Here is a 19001-nt window from a genome sequence, read left to right as displayed (position 1 = left end):
AAAAATGGAAATAAAGAAAATAAATAATCGCCTCTACAATAATAATTTCTTTTTAAAAGATTTTTAAATAATCCAAACACTTAGAGGTTTTCATTTTTTAGAAATGAAAACCTCTAAAAGACCTTCTTATTTTGGCAAGAGTATTTTATACCTCTTTTCAATTGAGAATAAATCAACAAAAGTAAAAAATCTCCAGTACATAATCTTTTTTCAAGACTTTATCTAGGCAGCCTTCTTAACTGATTTTCGAAAACGAAAAGGCTTTGCACGCTTTGCCACCGCTTTTGCTTTTTTATGCCTCTCATTTGGAGATGAAGAATTCTTTCGCTGCAACTGTGCGGCATCATCTTTTCGACCTAAAAACTGTTTTTGACGTTTAGATTTTTTAAAACGGCGTTCCTTATCGTTTTCTTTTTCTCTACTTTCTGGCAAAATTGGCTTTTCTGGAAACACTGCAAATTGTTCTGGAACTGACTCAACCGCCAATTTCATACGAATCAAGCGCTCTATAGCACGCAACCGTTCCCTTTCTATCTTCTCATCAAAAAGTGTAAGTGCTTCGCCAGATGCACCATTACGTCCTGTACGACCAATACGATGTACATAACTTTCAGCTTCATCTGGTAAGTCATAATTAATAACGTGGCTTATCCCTGGTATATCAATACCGCGTGCAGCAATATCTGTTGCCACAAGGATCCGCACAGATCTTTCACGAAAAGCTTTTAAAGCAGACTGGCGAGCACCTTGTGATTTATTCCCATGAATTGTTGCGACTGAATACCCTATCTTTGCCAAACTACGTGTAACAGAATCAGCCCCATGTTTAGTTCGGGTAAAAACAATAACCGAATTAAAAGCTGGATTTGTCAAAAGTTTACTTAAAACATTCTTTTTTTCATTCGTAGGAACACAATATAATTTTTGGCAAATCTCTACAGCCGTAGTACCTTGAGGAACAACTTCAATTTTAACAGGATCATTGAGTAAACATTTTGCAAGCACAGCAATTTCCCTCGGCATTGTTGCAGAAAAGAGTGCTGTCTGACGCTCTTGATGCAAAAGCTTTGCAATTTGCTTGACATCATGAATAAACCCCATGTCCAACATACGATCTGCTTCATCCAAAATCAAAAAACGAGATTGGGAAAGATCAACACACTTTTCACCAACAAGATCTCTCAAACGCCCTGGAGTCGCTATCAAAACATCCACACCTGCTTCCATACGTTTAATTTGTTTTAAACGTGATACGCCCCCAAAAATAAGACATGTTGAAAGATGAGCTCCCTTCGCCACAGTGCGAATCGTTTCATCAATCTGGACAGCAAGTTCACGCGTTGGAGCTAAAATCAAAGCGCGTGCAGTTTTAGGACAGCGTTTATCACCCAAAGCCAAAATCTGACTTAAAATAGGTAAACCAAAAGCCAAGGTTTTTCCAGAACCTGTCTGAGCAACACCTAAAATATCGTGTCCTTTCAACATTACTGGAATAGCTTGTTCTTGTATAGGTTTAGGTTTACTCATCCCAGCAATGAGTAAATTTTTAATCAAAAGAGTAGGCAAACCTAACTTTGTAAAAACATTTTCTTCTTTTATAGGCAAAATACAATCTTTCCTCAGCTGAAGAACTCAAAACAAGTAACCAACTGAACTCTCCACTCAAGAATCCGCGCAAGAGAAATCCCTGACATTTTAAATGAAGCAACGCTTTAAAAGCGGCCTGCGCAGCTCATGAGCACCTTGAAATCAAGATAAAGGCGTATAAACTTCACTTTAGAAAAAGCCAACAAACCAGCCTAAATGCCTTCACCCCCATTATCCCTGGATTATGATAAAAAAGCAAGAACTTTACGAAATACATTTATCATGAATAAAAAACAATATTTAGATCGTTTACTTTTTAATGATTGTGTCCATCGGTAAATGTACCTTGATAAAATCAGGATAAATCTCGAGAAAAACTGGATTTTGTAAAGTTTTTTGACCGCCATAAATTAAATACCATTGGGTTTTATCAAAAATCGCCAAAGTTTTATATCGAATGATGCGATCCTTCATCTCAAGAACTGTTGGAATTAAAGCATACAAAGTCCCGTTATCAGTTTGTAAATACTCTATATTTTCTTTATCTAAATAATAAGAACCAGAAGGCAAATCCTCAAATTTCCTATGCAACTGTTGAAGAAAATCACTACGTAAAGCACTCTCTGTTGTATTCAATCGATGTGCCATCTCTTTATAAAGTCGCTCAGGCATATAATGAGAAATAGGCGCAAAATCCCTGTTTTTTATAGCATTATTGACATCAACAACAACTTTTGAAAGTTCAGCTTTTTGTATTATTGTGGGCTGAGATGCTAAACTCTGTTGATTAACAATCAAAAAGAAAAATAGACTCAGCAGCAAATAAAAAATAGGTTTCATCATTATGCTTCTTGTTTTAGTAAAATTTCAGTTTCTCAAATAACGAAATCAAATAATGTTTGATCATCAGTAATATCACGATAACGCCAACCTAACGCTTGAAATTTTTCCTCTAAAAGACAAAAATTACCGTATTTTTTTGTTTCAATCGCAACCAATACAGAACCAAAGTTTCTCGCTGATTTTTTAAGATATTCAAAACGTACGATATCATCATCTGGTGATAATGTGGAAAGAAAATGACGCAATGCACCAGGATGTTGCGGAAAACTAAAAATAAAATATTTTCTCAACCCTTGGAAACGTAAAGAACGCTCTTTAATTTCTGGTAAACGCTCAAAATCAAAATTACCTCCTGAAATAACGAGAAGAATTTTTTTCCCCTTTAACTCTTGAGGAGGAATACTGTTAAGCGCGTCAATCGATAAAGCACCAGCCGGTTCAAGGACCACACCTTCAACATTAAGCATTTCAACCATCGTAGAACAAACACGATTTTCAGGAACCGTAATGACAGAATCAGGGGAAAAATTCTTTAGAATTGTATAGTTTAGCGCACCAATTTCAGCCACAGCAGCACCATCTACAAAAGTGTCAATATTTTCAAGCTTGACGCGTTTTCCACTCTCCAAACAAGCAAGCAAACTTGCAGCTCTTTGCGGCTCAACAAAACGAAGCTTTGTTTTCCAACCATATTCATGTAAAAACTTGCTCACTCCACTTGCCAAACCACCCCCCCCTACCGGCACAATCATTAAATCTGGCTCACTTTCTCCATTGAGTTTTTTCCATTGTAAAGCAGCTTCACAGAGCACTGTTGCCTGCCCCGTAATAATGCGAATATCATCAAAAGGTGGAGCCATTACACCACCGCTCTCCACAACAAAGGATTGCGCAGCTTCATAACATTGATCAAATGTTTCACCAATTAAACGAATATCAATGAATTCTTTACCAAAAATACGTGTTTTCTCAATTTTTTGTTGTGGCGTTGTTATAGGCATAAAAATCATGCCTTTACGTTTAAAATAACGACAAACAAAAGAAACCCCTTGCGCGTGATTCCCCGCTGAAGCACAAACAAATGCAGAATCTGGTGGTAGACTGCTAAGCATTTCTGAAACAAAATTGAAAGCACCCCGAATCTTATAAGACCGCACCGGTGTTAAATCTTCACGCTTTAAATAAATTTCTGCATCATACTTTTGACTAAGAAAATCATTTCTTTGAAGTGGTGTTTCAGCAAACACGTGATGCAATCCCACCATAGCTTTTGTGACGTCTTGAATAAATTGACTCATAACACTAATCATTTCATGCTTTATTTACATTATAAAAGCTTTTTCTAGCGATAAAGAAAACTATTGTCAGTCAAAATTTCACTAAAAAAATGAAAAATGTTTCTTTTGTCATTAATTCTTGATTCAATAAAAGATATAGCTTATGAGAGAACTCTCATCGCGGACGTGATGAAAACGGTAAACATAGCAGACTTAAAATCTGCCGGTCGAAGACCTTGCGGGTTCAAGTCCCGCCGTCCGCACCAGAATACTTTAATTTCCCTTATTTCCCAATGATTTATTAAAAATCAATAAAAATCAAACCACCCTCTCAACCACCTTTCGCAACGCCATTATAACGCTATCAGACGGCACCACGATGATGCTAAAATACGAATCATTGCTGCTTTTTGAAGTACCTTTTTAGCACTTTGAACTCCTCCTCATCTTTTAGGGTGGAGAGGCAGTCAATCTTGATTTTCTCATCCTTAAGGATGAGGAAATGAGTCATGTTTTTAACGTTAAGCAGCTTTCACAACAGGGCTCGATAAAATTCGCTTAGCTTCTGTTGTAACTGATTTGTAATGCTTAAACTCTTCTTCAAGGTCATTTGCATCTAACAAACGCCTCATCAATAATCCTAAGATTTCTCCAACACCAGCAGCATCATTCACGCTCTTAACAGGAGTAAGATAATACGAAGAAAAGTAAGTGAGGTATAGAATGGAGATAGATCTGAGTTTAGTAATAGCAGTTGTTATTTATTTTATTGCTAATGTGGGGTTGGCTTATACTCTTCATGACTCCTGAAAACAACGCAAAGGCTCAGAAAAGAGATAGATGAAAAAGACAAAATAATAGATAAAGAAGCTGAAATAGTACATGCACAAAAAGATATAAATCAAAAACAAGAAGAATCAATTCGAAGATTAACTGCTTCCAAGCTTATTTTTCCTTGAATGGCAGTTAAAAATTTGGCCAAAAAGTAGTTTTAAGTATTTTCTCACAAACATTTTTCAAGACAGGCAATCACAACACGCTCTGTCATAGCTCACATATAAATTACGCAACAGCCTTAATGGGGGGAACATGATCATCAATACACAAACCATTCTCTGCCTTGATCTAGATACCAAGACAGGCTGGACAATTTCTCGTGTAGACAGCAATATAACGAGTGGCACTGTCAATTTTGAATCCTATCGTTTTGAAAGCAATGCCTCAAAAGGAGAAATGATTAACGCGGCATGTGCAAAAGGACATGCGCTACAAGATCACTTAGAAAACAATCTTTGGGCGAAAGCCAATCTTGTACGCAAGGCTGTTTTGAACACCCGTGAAAAAAATCTGAAAGAAAAGGCAATGAGAGAGAATTCAAGACCACTCACGTTGGTTGAAAAGCAAAAGCTTGAAGGGATTTTAATGATCTTGGAGGAACAATGAAAAACATTGCAGGTTAGCAAACTAGTAAAAATGCTGATCGTTTTGTGATTAGATGTGCGTTTAAATCGACATAAAAGCACCGTACAAAGCGATTCAAGATTTTATGATAAAAAATTTATAATATAAAACGCTCTGTACGGTCAAATTTGAGGCAAATAGACAAATTTGTAAAATTAGAATTAAAGCATATCCATTTTAAAACATCTGTTCTTAAAAAACCGTAAACAGCCCATGCGAAAGAGGTTTGTTGCAACGGCGGTGGGATATGCACCATGGAGGAAACGGAGCAGAGGAGTATTTTTACAACCTCTACGAATATGAAGACGGTACAAGAGAGTGTGAAAAATTTGATACTGATCAGTATTACAAAGCACCTAAGTAATGCGGATTTAGTACCAAAGCGCAAGTAAAAGCATGAGCTTATGGTGGTCTATTCCGAAAAGCGTTCTCAATTACAAACCTCTTATAGACGAGATCAACAGAGAGATCAAAAATTATCGAAAACCGCAGGAAATTAATATGTTTACAGATAAGCAGCTAAGAGCCTTGTTTGGTATTATAACTTTTATATTTTTTATGTTTTTCAGGAATAAAAATTGACTTTATTCAGAATATTTTGACATTTGCGTTTGTTTCTTTGGTAATAGTCACAACGGTTTTTGCAATTTTATGCAATTCTAATATTCCTTCTGAATTACAGAGCAACCCAAAATACAAATGCGGCAATACAACAGGTTGGAAGACATTAACACGTGATTTACAACAGTACATGCACAGACTCTTAAAGCTAATAAGTTTAGCGCTTGTCGTTTTAATTTTCCCAAGTAGTTATAAAGAAATGGTTTCTTTACCTGTCATTTCTAAGTACGTGGAGTACAAGTTTTATTTTCATTGGATACTGTACTTTTTTAATACTCAGATATTGCTGTTTGGTATTCTCTTTTAGTCTGTGTATTATTTCTTATGTTACGTACACGCAGTTTAATAAATATATCTATTTACACACTACAGTGCTCCATTAAAAAGCCATAGTAAAATTCCGATTTTATAAAACTGTTCAGATTAAATGGCGTTGTCTCTTCTCAACGTTCATAGATAAAATCAACAAGGAGATAAAAAACTATCGGGGGCTGCTTAGCTTCAGAGACTAATTTTCTAGGTGAAGAGAAAGTTCAAGCTGCATCTTTGATTGTAATAATGACTTGCTTGCCAAGAAGACTCAGTGCTTTCTCTAGTGTTTGAAGCTTAGTTGGATAATTTAGATCAAGAATGCGTCTTTACCCAAACAATTGCCAATTCTGTTTTTGTGATATTCGCTTCATTAAAGGCTTCTACTACTGCAAGTTTAAGAGCATTCCACGCATCTACCCTAACCTCTACAAGGTCTTTATACTGTTGTGGCATTGGTAAAGGCAGACCACGCATAGGACAAGCTCCGTAATGCTAACCCTAAAGATTCAACAGCATTCTCTAATGCCTCAGTTCTATTTTCTCCAGCTGTTATTGCTTCTGGTACACCTGGAAAGGTTACAATAAAACTACCATCTGAATCAGATTCCAGTTTTGCTTGATAAGTATATTCCATGTTTATGTCTCCTCGTCATAATCAAAATACTTTTGAAACAAAAAATTTAAGCCTTTGAGAAAACAGCTCATACCCCCAACTACTTTTTTATTATTTTCACATAAAGTGGAGTCAAGTCATCAGATTTTATAACGGTTGTCTTGTCTCCAAAAGTTACCAAATAATGTGACCCTTTGCCTGCATCAGGAGCTTTACTGTAATGAATGCCTCTTTTTCTGGCTTCTTTACGTAATTCCCTAAGCAGCACTTCTCGTTTCATTTAGCCTCACCATTTCTTCATAAAATGAAGATCGAACAAAAAAGTTTAATACAGACTCTTAATGAAAGGATATTTACTGAAAAGTTAAAAGCAGAAACAAGAAAGCCGTACCATTTATGTGACATGGTCTTTTGATGCATGATTTGTCAAATAATATTGTAATGTAATACTTTAAAAATATTATTAATAAACTTAAACGATTGAAAAAGTACGAATTATGTTAAGATTTTTACATATTAAATTGCTAATTTAATGGGGCTACAAATATGCTAAATAAAGTGATGTTAATTGACTATTTAGCTGCTAATACCAAAAGCAAAACAATGAATTCTAGAGCCGAGGTAGTCAATTTTCGTATGGCAACTTCTAAGACCTATATAGATAAAAGACCAATCAAAAAGTAGAGAAAACAGAATGGCATTCAGTTGTGATTTTTAATCCATATTTGGCAAAAATTGCACTTCAATATCTAAACAAAGGTTCAAAGATTTACGTAGAAGGCAAATTACAGACACGCAAATGGTAAGATAAAAATGGGCATGACCGTTACTCAACAGAGATTATCTTACCACAATTTAAAGGCGAATTATATTTACTTAATGCAAAGAAAGATTTATCGACATCCCCTACCCCTTCACCCATTACTTCTCAAAATTATGCTATCGTTTCAAAAGCCCGACGCATGAGATTTGGGTCATCACTCAAGTCAACCTTCAGATCTATTTTAGCAAAGGCTTGATGACAGCCTATGATCTTGATTTTATCATCAAGAATAAGTTTATAATTCTCATCTGTTATCAGATGTTGAATGGATTAACTGACTTCCTCTTCATCAACACCCCAAATAATAATCTTATAAGGAGCTAAAAGTTCATTCTTAACGGCTTTGGAGAATGTATAGGTAATAAAGCTCTTTTCCATAGAGCTCTTCTTCGTCCATAGATGCCACAACGGCATTGATCTCATTGGCTTGCTTTTTCTCAAAGCTTTTGAGCATCAGTTGGTAGCTGGTAGAGCGAGATCTGAGACATCGAGCTCGACAGCATCATCTTGTGTTTTACGACGCTTGCCAACTTATGTATCAGAACATACCGCAAAGAAACACAAGGGGGCTTGTGCAGGTGCGATCGCCCTCTCATTCATATTCCTGAAGCCTAAAAGTACTGAGTTTGAATCAGCTTTTTTCGCTTTTAGTGCTCATCGAACTTGGACATAGCAAAATCTCCCAGAATTCTGAGACACCCACAGAGTGGGCTCATTTTATGATCGAACTTTAGGGTTTTCAGACCCTACTGATCGCTGCGTAGACGACCAAAAACACCTTTAAAGTATTGAAGGAATTTCACGCGATTAGCAACCAAAATGAAAGCAGTGTTTCTTATCTCTTAAAGACTGTAAGATTGGGCACTCTTCAAAAGAGAGATAATGCCAAGAACTGTCATCGTGGTTAGTTATCAACCCACACAATACCTCTTGTTCAGAAAACGCACAACACGAGATAAGAAAAAATGTTGTTTGCAAAGTTCTCTCTTACCTATACAAAAAGAAAATAAAAAATTTGGAGGGCTCCTATGATAAATGACATTTACTGTGTTGGACGCAATTATGTTGAACATGTTCATGAACTAGGCAATGTTGTTGAAGATGAACCCGTTATCTTTAGCAAGCCAAACAGTTCACTCGTTTTAGACAATGAAATTTATCTCCCTGATTTTTCAAAAGAAATACATTTTGAAACTGAAATTGTGCTCAAAATCTCAAAGGATGCTTTCATGGTCACGGAGGCAGAAGCAGAAGAATGCTATGATGCCATAGCAATAGGTCTTGATCTCACAGCGCGGGATTTGCAAACAAAACTGAAAGAAAAAAAGCTGCCTTGGCTTTTATCTAAAGGATTTAAAAGCGCCGCATACGTCTCTGACTTCATAAACAAGGAAAAAATAAACAACCCAATAACCTTTGCAATGAAGCTGAATGGCGAAACAAGACAAGTTGGCAATACGCAAAATATGATCTTTAGCTTTGAGAAGATAATATCATTTTTGAGTCACTACATTCAGCTAAGACGTGGTGATCTCATATACACAGGTACTCCACAGGGTGTAGGAAAACTTTCTCAGTTTGACAGAATAGAATTATATCTCAAAGATCAATTAATTTCAGAGCTAAAGGTAAAATGAATCATCAAATACTGACCTTTTTCATTGTTTCATTTTTTTTAGTCATCTCACTTAATTTTAGTCATCTTACTGGGGCCGAATATGGCCCTTATCATCACTAAGACAACGAGATTAGGAAGAAAGAACGCATTTGTAAACGTTTTAGGATTGTGTACAGCAACATATGTGCATGAGACATTTTCCATACCTAAGTGTATCAGCGCTCATTCTCAACAACAAAACACTATTTTTTTAGTAAAATTCATGGGTGGCAGCACTTTATTATACATGGGCTTTAAATCGATTAAATCTGGAAAACACAGCTTAAATTCAAAACAATATCAACGAATGAAAAGAGTGCTATTGGTAAAACAAAACTTTTCACCAGCTATATGGACGGTTTTTTGACACAAATACTAAATCCCAAAGTATCAATATTTTATATAACGGACTTCCCGAAATTTTTGTCTTCTGGCGGTGGAATTAAAAAAGGCTTTGAACTTGTCACAATACATTCTTTCAACATCTTTGCATGGTTTACTTTAACGACCATTTTTATATCATTTGCCAGCTCCGCTTTAAAAAGCGGCGGATAAAAGGCGCGATTAATATAGCGACAGGAACAATTTTATCTTTTGATAACAAATTGCAAAGCTAATAGAGCAATCTTTTCCTGATTCTGTCTCTCACGATGAATAGCTCAACCTCTAACAGAGCTTATACAATCCCCAGTTTTTTTCTTTGTATAACTGAATTCGCTGCATTTCTTTATCATAGTCTCAAGGATTTTTGTGTAAACGATGTGAATTTCTCGCAACCTTTTATAAAATGTTATCACTATCTAAACAAAATCCTTATTCATCACTTTAGAAAAAATAAGCTATGATATTCCTCTTTTCGTTTATGAAACAAAAAAGTGATTTTAAAAATCATTTTAAATTTCTATCATTAAGAACTGTTTCTTAAACTAAGATGAGAACCTTTGAGCGCTATTTGAGCCAAAATTAAAACTCTCACCATTATGAATAATAACAATTAAAAACTCCCTATTCAAATATCTGTTACGTTATTTAAGAGGAAAACATCCTCTTTTTTCAAAACCATATTCTTGTCTTTATCCACACAAAATTATAAAAAACGTTTTTTTCCTTTACACCTCATTTATATCATGCTTCGATACAGAATGATGCATTTTTTAGTGTAATTTAACCTCAAAATAATTAAAGGGAACCCCCAAAAAATGAACTGTAAACAAAATTTAAAAGATGGTCCTAAGATAAAACTACAACGTGGCTTGGATAACCGTCACGTACAACTTATAGCCCTCGGTGGAGCTATTGGAACAGGTCTCTTCATGGGATCAGGAAAAACAATTAGTGTGGCAGGACCTTCCATCATACTCGTTTATGCGATTATTGGATGTGCCCTATACTTTGTAATGCGTGCTATGGGAGAATTATTGCTTTCTAATTCACAATACCGGTCCCTTATTGATTTTTCAACCGATATGCTAGGACCGGGAGTCGCTTTCTTTGTGGGCTGGAACTATTGGTTAAGCTGGGTTGTAACTGGAGCTGCAGATATTATTGCTATCATTAACTATATGCATTTCTGGTGGCCAACACTTAATCCATGGATTGTTGTTTTTGCTTGCATTGGTTTCTTTTTAATCCTTAACCTCCTTGCCGTAAAATTTTTCGGTGAACTTGAATTCTGGTTTGGTCTTATCAAAGTCGTAGCAATTTTGGCATTAGTTATTGTTGGATTCTATATGATCGCTACAGGCTTTACCTCTCCAAATGGTACTGTTGCCTCTCTTAACCATGTATGGAACGATGGAAATATCTTCCCGCGAGGAATTACAGGTTTTTTTGCTGGATTTCAAATTGCCATTTTTTCTTTTGTTGGTATAGAAATTGCTGGAACAACGGCAGCTGAAGTTAAAGAGCCTAAAAAAGTTCTCCCTAAAGCAATTAATGCAATACCAGTGCGTATTGTACTCTTTTACATCCTTTCTCTAGCTGTGATTATGTCCGTTACACCTTGGAATCAAATCGTTCCAGAAAAAAGTCCCTTTGTCTCCATGTTTTGGCTTGCAGGCATTCCAATAGCTGCTGGTTTGGTCAATTTTGTTGTTCTCACCTCCGCTGCCTCTTCAGCAAATAGTGGTATTTTTTCGACTAGCCGCATGATATACGGGCTTGCAACACAAAAAGGTGCTCCTCCAATTTTAGGGAAGCTTTCCAAATACCATGTTCCAGCCAATGCTCTGTTCTTTTCCTGCCTATGTATTTTAGTAGGATACACAATTGCATCATCATCTCCAAGCATCATAAGTGCTTTTACAATTGTGACGAGCATTTCAGCGATTGCATTTTTATTCGTATGGTCCGTCATTTTGATTAGCTATATTGTGTATCGTCGCAATCACCCTCATCTACATGCTGAATCCGTCTACAAAATGCCGGGAGGTGTTATTATGTGCGGAATCGTGTTAGTTTTTTTTGCTTTCATGCTCTATTTGTTGACATTAGAACATGATACCCTAACAGCTTTAAAATACAGTATCTTTTGGTTTATTTTCTTAGGTATAATGTATTTTATATTTATAAGAAAAAAAATCGCTCCAAAGAACAAATAAAATCTATACAAAACATCTCAAAAAAGGGTAACTAAAGTTACCCTTTTTCTACTTAACCTCCTCCTCACACATCAAAAGACGAGAGTTCCTCGCAAGTCTGGGTTTGTAAACAATCCAACTTTGTTCAGGGGGATGCTGCTAACCACTTTATATGGTTCACCTACATAAGGCTCTACGGGCTAACCCCGCCCTAAATACCCCCCTACATTCTAAAAATACTTAATGTGTAAAATTTTATATGCTTTATATCACTACCCTAAACAACAGTATTTTACTGCATTATAGGATAAGAAACGCGCTATTCTGTAAAGAATTCTCTATAAACTTCACTGACATTGTTTACTAATAAAACATGAGATTTTATCTAAAACCGCCCCCCTAAAATTTATATTCAATTTTTTATCAAAATTAAAAATACAGCTCTAAACAGGATATATCTTAGTAGCTATCTACAATAAAATATATTCTATGAAAATATTTTTCTATTTATAATAAATATTTATAATATATGTATAAAACATAAAAATTATAATATAATTTATATTTTAGTTATTATTTATAAAGTAATTATTCCATTAATTCATAATGTTTTTCTTTGTTCACATATAGTCATAGAAAAAAATTCCTTTACTCCTTAACCATAGTGTGTTCCGATAGAAGGGATTACCTTTTTTAGGATAATTTTTATTTAAAAATAACTTAAGGGGAACTTCCCAAAAATGAATGAACAAAATTTAGAAAAAAAACCTAAGAAAAAATTGCAACGTGGGCTAGATAATCGCCACATCCAACTTATAGCCCTGGGTGGAGCTATTGGAACAGGTCTCTTCATGGGATCAGGAAAAACAATTAGCGTCGCTGGTCCTTCAATCTTATTAGTTTATGCTATTATTGGTTGCGCTATATACTTCGTAATGCGTGCTATGGGAGAATTACTGCTTTCTAATACGCAATATCGATCTTTTATTGATTTTTCAACCGATCTTCTTGGTCCAAGTGTTGGATTTTTTATCGGCTGGACATATTGGTTGTGCTGGATTGTAACCGGAACTGCTGAAATTATTGCTATTGTTAGTTATACGCACTTTTGGTGGCCTGAACTCAATTCGTGGATTCCTGTTCTCATAGGTATCCTTTCCTTTTTAATATTTAACCTCGTAGCCGTAAAACTATTTGGCGAACTCGAATTTTGGTTTGGCCTTATCAAAATCCTAGCAATTTTAGTATTAATTATTGTAGGATTTTACATGATCTTTACTGGCTTTATCTCCCCGAACGGCACCGTTGCCTCCCTTGGCAACATATGGAACGGCGGAAATATCTTTCCTCGAGGCATTACAGGATTTTTTGCCGGATTTCAAATTGTTATTTTTGCTTTTGTTGGCATTGAACTCGCTGGAACAGCTGCAGCTGAAGTCAAAGAACCACAAGAAGTTTTGCCCAAAGCTGTCAATTCGATACCAATCCGTATTATTTTCTTTTATATTTTCTCTCTCATTGTGATTATGTCCGTCACTCCTTGGAATCAAATCATTCCAGAAAAAAGCCCTTTTGTAACGATGTATGCACTTATTGGTATTCCAACCGCTGCTGGTTTGATGAACTTTGTTGTTCTAACAGCTGCCGCATCTTCAGCCAATAGTGGTATTTTTTCTACCAGCCGCATGATATACGGTCTCGCAGCGCAAAAGGGAGCACCTAAATTTTTAGGAAAACTTTCTAGCAACCGCGTTCCAGCCAATGCATTACTCTTTTCCTGCTTATGCATCTTATTAGGTTATGCAGTTTTATCGCTATCACCAACAATCATAAGTGCTTTTACAATTGTAACCACAATCGCAGCAATTTTGTTTATATTTGTATGGTCTATAATTTTAATCAGCTATATTGTCTATCGTCGCAACCGTCCTCTCCAACATGCCGTATCTCCTTATAAAATGCCTGGAGGTATTTTTATGTGTTGGACTCTTCTAATCTTCTTTGCATTCATTATTTATTTATTGTCATTAGAAGCTGATACTGCCATAGCTTTAAAATACACTCCAGCGTGGTTCATATTTCTAGGAATTCTATACTTTCTTTTTGGAAAAAAGAATTATGCAAAAAAATAAAAAATAAAGCTTATGTCGCACAAAACATATAAAAAAGGGTAACTAAAGCTACCCTTTTTTGATATTTATCTATAAAATTATAAAAGCTATTGACAAAACATCTCTGTAGAAGCTTCAATTACGCTCTTTATCAACCAAAGCGTTAGATTTTATCCAAGGCATCATAGAACGAAGTTTTTTACCAACTTCTTCAATAGGGTGATTATCATTTAAACGCCGCATACTTTTAAAATGAGCAGCACCAGCTTTATATTCTTGAATCCAATTTGATGTAAATTTACCTGTTTGGATATCTTTCAATATACGTTTCATTTCTGCTCTGGTTTCATCCGTAATTACGCGTGGACCAGACATATATTCGCCCCATTCAGCTGTATTAGAAATCGAATAATTCATATTTGCAATGCCCCCTTCATACATGAGATCAACAATCAGTTTAACTTCATGTAAACACTCGAAATAAGCCATTTCCGGTGCATAACCTGCTTGTGTTAATGTTTCATAACCTGCTCGAATCAGTTCAACAAGACCTCCACAGAGAACCGCTTGTTCACCAAAAAGATCAGTTTCGCACTCTTCTTTAAATGTTGTTTCAATCACCCCAGCACGTCCACCACCAAGACCACATGCATAAGACAATGCTACATCATGAGCATGCCCTGAAGCATCTTGTGCCACCGCTATTAAGCAAGGAACACCACGACCACGTTGGTATTCATGACGAACTGTATGCCCTGGACCTTTAGGAGCAATCATCACGATATCAACGTGTTTTTTAGGTTCAATCAAGCCAAAATGAATGCTCAAACCATGCGCAAAAGCAATCACTGCCCCATCACGTAAATGATCATGAATATGCTCTTTGTAAATATCAGCTTGCAATTCATCTGGTGTTGCCATCATGATGAGATCTGCCCATTTTGCTGCTTCTGCAACACTCACCACTTCAAAACCATCTGCCATAGCTTTCTTAACTGTTTCCGACCCTGAACGCAAAGCTATTTGCACATTTTTTACACCGGAATCTTTCAAATTTAAAGCGTGCGCACGCCCTTGAGAACCATAACCAACAATGGCTACTTTTTTCCCTTTAATAAGATTAACATCCGCATCACGATCATAATAAACAAGCATAAAAACTTCCTTCTTTTTCTATTTAAACTGGATTTCAGATTATTTTTATTAAATAAGAAACATTATCTTCAGTGCATCACACACTTATAAAGACAAAAAACACCGCTTATAAGAACATAGCAATTGAATAATTTTTAAAGTTTACATATTGCATAAAAAAAACTGTAGTCCCCAAACATACCCAAAACATATACAGATCCCCAAATCAACTTCAACTACTATTCTACAAAAAGAATAATTACGCAAAACAAGATTTCTAAAGAAAATATATTTGCTAATATTTTACTCTTCTATCGTGCAACAAAAAACTATATTCTAAAAATTAAGATAAAATATACAATTTTTAACATGAACCAAATCAATACGGATAGCAAGAAAAATTACAAAATAACAAGTATTGTTTTAATACAATATTCAAAAGCATATACAACAATATTTTTAGAATAATAAAGAGAACATTTTAATTTTTACGTTCTTTAATATCCACGCTTCTCACGCGAAAAAGAACACCCCCATACTGCCATTATGTTATTCATTTATGGCGCCTTATAAAGAACTTTTAATGTGCTCGAGCCCTTTTCTAGTCCCCCTATAATCGCCTAAGATTTATTGCACACCACTCTCTTTACTTCATAAAGCTACAAGTCAATATCATCAAAACCCTTATATGCCAAAAACTGCCACTATGCCAAAAACTGCCACAACATTGAATTAGCCAATAAAATGATGATAGCAATAGACTTCATATCATCCATGGATGATTTTACATTATACTATTTACAGATAACCCGTAAAATGAGCTCAAACATCAAGAAAATTTGTGTATTGATCCATAAAAACCCTACGCACTCTTTTACAAGGAAAATACCTTCCAATCCCTATTTCTTCTCCCTAATAGATAGTACAAATAAAAAACATCGCATACACTCAAAAACAAAAGATAGAAAGCAACCAATAAACAGAGCAACAATAGAATATTTATAATGCACGCTAATAGTGCTAGTTATCTAAACATATATTATTTTTTAAGATAAATTGGCAAAGCTTTATAAAAATTTCTCTTTCAATTTCATAGAGAGAAAAAGATTACGATAATAACCGAACAAAACGCTGAACAGTATCACGCATTCCATACTCTAATGCATCGGCAATGAGCCCATGGCCAATAGAAACTTCATCAAGCCAAGGAATACGATTGATAAGAGCAGGAAGATTAGCAATCGTCAAATCGTGACCTGCATTGATACCTAATTGCAGTTCTTTGGCTTTTTTTGCTGCTAAAACAAGTTTATTGAGCTCCTGATCCTGTTTTATTTTTTCCTGAAATGCACCACCGTAAGATCCCGTATAAAATTCCACACGATCAGCCCCTATTGCTTTAGCAATATCAAGACCGTCGATAGTAGGATTAGCAAAAAGTGATACACGAATCTTTCTTTTTTTCAAACGCTTAACAACGGGTGCCAAAAATTCCGCATCATGAGAAAAATTCCAACCATGATCAGACGTTGGCTGATTTGGATCATCAGGAACAAGGGTAATCTGATCCGCGTAGTTTTCAGCAATATCCAAAAATTGATCACTGGGATAACCTTCAATATTAAACTCAGCCGCAGGAAAATTGTTCTTGATTAAACAGTATATATCTGGCAAATCCGCAAAACGAATATGCCTTTCATCGGGGCGTGGATGAACAGTCAAACCTGCTGCTCCAGCAGCAAGCGCTATATGCCCAATATGCGTGATATTTGGCCACGGAAGATTCCGTCGATTACGCAAAACAGCAACAGCATTAAGATTAACCGAAAGTTTTACCGCCATGCCCATTTCCATTTTTCTATAGTGTGTAACAAGATAGAAAAAAGGCATTTTCCATCTGAAACTTAGATAATATACATATTTTTTCTATCGAACAATCATTAAACGTTCTGCTGCGCGCGTAATTCCCGTATAAAGCCAGCGCGCATACATATCACGAAATGCAAAACTTTCATCAAACAAAACGACGTTATTCCATTGAGAACCTTGCGCTTTATGAACCGTTAATGCATACCCATAATCAAAATCATCATATCGCTTTTTTAATTGCCATGAAATTTCTTGATCAGGGTTTTCAAACGCTGCTTTTAACAGTTTAATCTTTGCTACCCCACGCTCACTTTCTTCTGGTTTCACAAGAAGATTAATACTTGGTTTAACTGTTTCCTTCTGTGAAGTCATCACCTTCCATAAAGAGCCATTCAACAAACCTTTAGTAGGATCATTTCGCAAGCACACAAGCTTGTCTCCTGCTTGCGGATAATCTGCTGTAAATCCTTTTAACACACGCAAACGCTGATTATAAAGGTAGCGCGTACGATTAACCCCTACCAATACCTGATCAGCATCCAAAACCAATTGTTGATTGACCTCTTTACGTGTAACAACGCGCGCTTCTCCATAGTCACCATAAGCAATATCGCGTCCTTCACGCACATCCATAGCAAGACGTATAATCGGATTATCCCGCGCTTGCCGATGAATTTCTGAAAGAAGAAAATCTGGTTCTCCATTAGAAAAAAATCCTCCACCTGATATAGGAGGCAATTGACCTGGATCACCAAGAACAAGAATTGGCGTCCGAAAGCTCATTAAATCACGCGCCAATTTTTCATCTACCATCGAGCACTCATCGACAATAATGAGCTTAGCTTGTGCAGCTGCACTCCTCCGATTTAATGCAAATGTCGGTGCAATAGACTTCTTTCCCGTAACTTCATCGGAAACTTCTTCTTCCCCACGCGGACAATAAATCAACGAATGAATAGTACAAGCATTACTGGCACCTTTAGAGCGCAAAACCTGTGCCGCTTTGCCTGTAAACGCCGCAAACTGAACAGAACCATCAACTGTTTCAGCAAAATAGCGTGCCAGCGTTGTCTTACCCGTCCCCGCATAGCCAAAGAGGCGAAAAAGTGGAGAACGCCCCTCTTTCAACCACGCAGCAACAGCCTTCAATGCATTATCCTGTTCCGGTGAAAACTGCATGACTTACCAACATAAAATTTGCATAAAAAGAGCACTATTTTGAAAAAAACCAACTATCAAGAAAAACTTTTTTATTAAGAATTGCTGACACACGCCCATCTAACAACTTTCATAGCACAATTATCAATTATTTACCCATTGCTTTTTCAAGATATTGTAGCAATCTAAATTTTATCTATACATCGATCTTCTTGGTAACACCTTATACTTATCAAATAAAATATCATTTTTTACAACAGTAACACCAACAATGGAATATGCATGTCTTAAATTTAAAATAATACCTATATACGCTTTTTCTAACCAAAATTTAGAATGAGAAAAAGAGCATTGCAATTGCAAAACCCTCGCTAGAAAAAATGTCCTTAACAGGATAAGAATAATGTAATTTTATGAATACTATTTTACACAATCACTCAGCTTTCTTGCACATAAAAATAAAGTACATCCACTATTACGAAATAATAATTAAATATATCAAAAACCTTTTGGCGGAAATAGAAATAGCTCTCAACAAAACGACTTAACCCTATGATGATACACCTATATATTTCCTATTTCCCTCTTATCACGATTTTAATAAATTTACTCTTCATGCTACAAATAAGTTATATCTCAACGAATAAAGAGAGACATCACGCTTATATAAAGCCCGCTTTATCTTGCACAAATATGTAGCGTTTTCTGTTTCGACAATAAAATCTGGTTCGTAAGTATGGCCTTCTTGGTAGTCTATTATAAGAAAACTGGGACATGGGTTTCAGTCCAGCGTAGCACTTCAGGTCCGTCCTCTAGAATATGAGAAAAGCGCAATTCTCCATCTACTGAGTCAAACTTTTTGTCGCAATGTTTTAAAGTTTATAAAAACTAACTGATTAATGCTATTCTTATTGCTAGAAACAACAATGAAATCAATGGGTATAATTTGTTAATAG

At 35.8% G+C, this 19001-nt stretch carries 14 protein-coding genes, 1 tRNA gene and 4 pseudogenes; 9 read left to right on the top strand and 10 right to left on the bottom strand.

Annotation, left to right across the window (positions count from 1 at the left end; translation table 11 throughout):
* Window positions 1–222: 222 nt before the first annotated feature.
* The 3 genes from ACFIKJ_RS04965 to ilvA form a co-directional block, all read right to left on the bottom strand.
* A complete protein-coding gene (locus tag ACFIKJ_RS04965; protein ID WP_375626569.1) occupies window positions 223–1605 on the bottom strand; it encodes a DEAD/DEAH box helicase in 1383 nt (460 codons plus the stop codon).
* Between the two features lie 291 nt (window positions 1606–1896).
* Window positions 1897–2427 (bottom strand): hypothetical protein, encoded by a 531-nt coding sequence (locus tag ACFIKJ_RS04960; RefSeq protein WP_375651854.1) that lies wholly within the window; start codon window positions 2425–2427, stop codon window positions 1897–1899.
* Window positions 2428–2462: 35 nt separating this feature from the next.
* Window positions 2463–3740 carry a threonine ammonia-lyase IlvA gene (gene ilvA, locus ACFIKJ_RS04955; RefSeq protein ID WP_375670316.1) on the bottom strand — a complete coding sequence of 426 codons (1278 nt, stop codon included), beginning with the start codon at window positions 3738–3740 and terminating at the stop codon, window positions 2463–2465.
* 147 nt (window positions 3741–3887) lie between these two features.
* On the opposite strand from ilvA, the gene ACFIKJ_RS04950 reads away from it, so the two are divergent.
* The 4 genes and pseudogenes from ACFIKJ_RS04950 (at window position 3888) to ACFIKJ_RS04935 (ending at window position 6182) form a co-directional block, all read left to right on the top strand.
* Window positions 3888–3973, top strand: a tRNA-Leu gene (locus ACFIKJ_RS04950).
* Between the two features lie 823 nt (window positions 3974–4796).
* A complete protein-coding gene (locus tag ACFIKJ_RS04945; RefSeq protein WP_375626565.1) occupies window positions 4797–5150 on the top strand; it encodes a hypothetical protein in 354 nt (117 codons plus the stop codon).
* A 186-nt stretch (window positions 5151–5336) separates the two neighbouring features.
* Window positions 5337–5657: pseudogene (locus ACFIKJ_RS04940) on the top strand (hypothetical protein); the annotation flags it as partial.
* Between the two features lie 12 nt (window positions 5658–5669).
* A pseudogene (locus ACFIKJ_RS04935) lies at window positions 5670–6182 on the top strand (hypothetical protein).
* 231 nt (window positions 6183–6413) lie between these two features.
* Here ACFIKJ_RS04935 and ACFIKJ_RS04930 read toward each other — a convergent pair.
* The 3 genes from ACFIKJ_RS04930 to ACFIKJ_RS04920 form a co-directional block, all read right to left on the bottom strand.
* Window positions 6414–6575 carry a hypothetical protein gene (locus tag ACFIKJ_RS04930; protein ID WP_375627134.1) on the bottom strand — a complete coding sequence of 54 codons (162 nt, stop codon included), beginning with the start codon at window positions 6573–6575 and terminating at the stop codon, window positions 6414–6416.
* A complete protein-coding gene (locus tag ACFIKJ_RS04925; RefSeq protein WP_375627132.1) occupies window positions 6538–6735 on the bottom strand; it encodes a type II toxin-antitoxin system HicB family antitoxin in 198 nt (65 codons plus the stop codon). The genes ACFIKJ_RS04930 and ACFIKJ_RS04925 overlap by 38 nt, the downstream gene beginning before the upstream one ends.
* Window positions 6736–6814: 79 nt before the next feature.
* Window positions 6815–6994 (bottom strand): hypothetical protein, encoded by a 180-nt coding sequence (locus ACFIKJ_RS04920; protein ID WP_375626563.1) that lies wholly within the window; start codon window positions 6992–6994, stop codon window positions 6815–6817.
* 266 nt (window positions 6995–7260) lie between these two features.
* Between ACFIKJ_RS04920 and ssb the strand changes: the two are divergent.
* Window positions 7261–7733, top strand: a pseudogene (gene ssb, locus ACFIKJ_RS04915) (single-stranded DNA-binding protein).
* On the opposite strand, the pseudogene ACFIKJ_RS04910 reads toward ssb, so the two are convergent.
* Window positions 7667–7973, bottom strand: a pseudogene (locus tag ACFIKJ_RS04910) (hypothetical protein); the annotation flags it as partial. The pseudogenes ssb and ACFIKJ_RS04910 overlap by 67 nt on opposite strands.
* Before the next feature lie 592 nt (window positions 7974–8565).
* Between ACFIKJ_RS04910 and ACFIKJ_RS04905 the strand changes: the two are divergent.
* The 4 genes from ACFIKJ_RS04905 to ACFIKJ_RS04890 all read left to right on the top strand — a co-directional run bounded on the left by ACFIKJ_RS04905 (window position 8566) and on the right by ACFIKJ_RS04890 (window position 13905).
* Window positions 8566–9174 carry a fumarylacetoacetate hydrolase family protein gene (locus ACFIKJ_RS04905; protein ID WP_375627129.1) on the top strand — a complete coding sequence of 203 codons (609 nt, stop codon included), beginning with the start codon at window positions 8566–8568 and terminating at the stop codon, window positions 9172–9174.
* An 81-nt stretch (window positions 9175–9255) separates the two neighbouring features.
* Window positions 9256–9561, top strand: a complete 306-nt coding sequence (locus tag ACFIKJ_RS04900; protein ID WP_375627127.1) for a hypothetical protein — start codon at window positions 9256–9258, stop codon at window positions 9559–9561.
* Between the two features lie 832 nt (window positions 9562–10393).
* Window positions 10394–11794 (top strand): amino acid permease, encoded by a 1401-nt coding sequence (locus ACFIKJ_RS04895; RefSeq protein WP_375627125.1) that lies wholly within the window; start codon window positions 10394–10396, stop codon window positions 11792–11794.
* Window positions 11795–12513: 719 nt separating this feature from the next.
* Window positions 12514–13905, top strand: a complete 1392-nt coding sequence (locus ACFIKJ_RS04890; protein ID WP_375627123.1) for an amino acid permease — start codon at window positions 12514–12516, stop codon at window positions 13903–13905.
* A gap of 114 nt (window positions 13906–14019) precedes the next feature.
* Here ACFIKJ_RS04890 and ilvC read toward each other — a convergent pair whose 3' ends face one another.
* The 3 genes from ilvC to ACFIKJ_RS04875 all read right to left on the bottom strand — a co-directional run bounded on the left by ilvC (window position 14020) and on the right by ACFIKJ_RS04875 (window position 18066).
* Complete coding sequence (gene ilvC / locus ACFIKJ_RS04885) at window positions 14020–15039, bottom strand: ketol-acid reductoisomerase (RefSeq protein ID WP_375627121.1); 1020 nt, start codon at window positions 15037–15039, stop codon at window positions 14020–14022.
* A gap of 1086 nt (window positions 15040–16125) precedes the next feature.
* Entirely contained in the window at window positions 16126–16860 is a 735-nt protein-coding gene (locus tag ACFIKJ_RS04880; protein ID WP_375670315.1) for a pyridoxine 5'-phosphate synthase, read from the bottom strand.
* An 84-nt stretch (window positions 16861–16944) separates the two neighbouring features.
* Window positions 16945–18066, bottom strand: a complete 1122-nt coding sequence (locus ACFIKJ_RS04875; RefSeq protein WP_375627119.1) for an ATP-dependent RecD-like DNA helicase — start codon at window positions 18064–18066, stop codon at window positions 16945–16947.
* Between the last annotated feature and the right edge of the window lie 935 nt (window positions 18067–19001).

It is taken from the genome of Bartonella sp. PS7NMGDW (genome assembly GCF_042193585.1).
Classification (GTDB): Bacteria; Pseudomonadota; Alphaproteobacteria; order Rhizobiales; family Rhizobiaceae; genus Bartonella; species Bartonella grahamii.
This window is presented reverse-complemented; position numbering and strand designations above follow the sequence as displayed.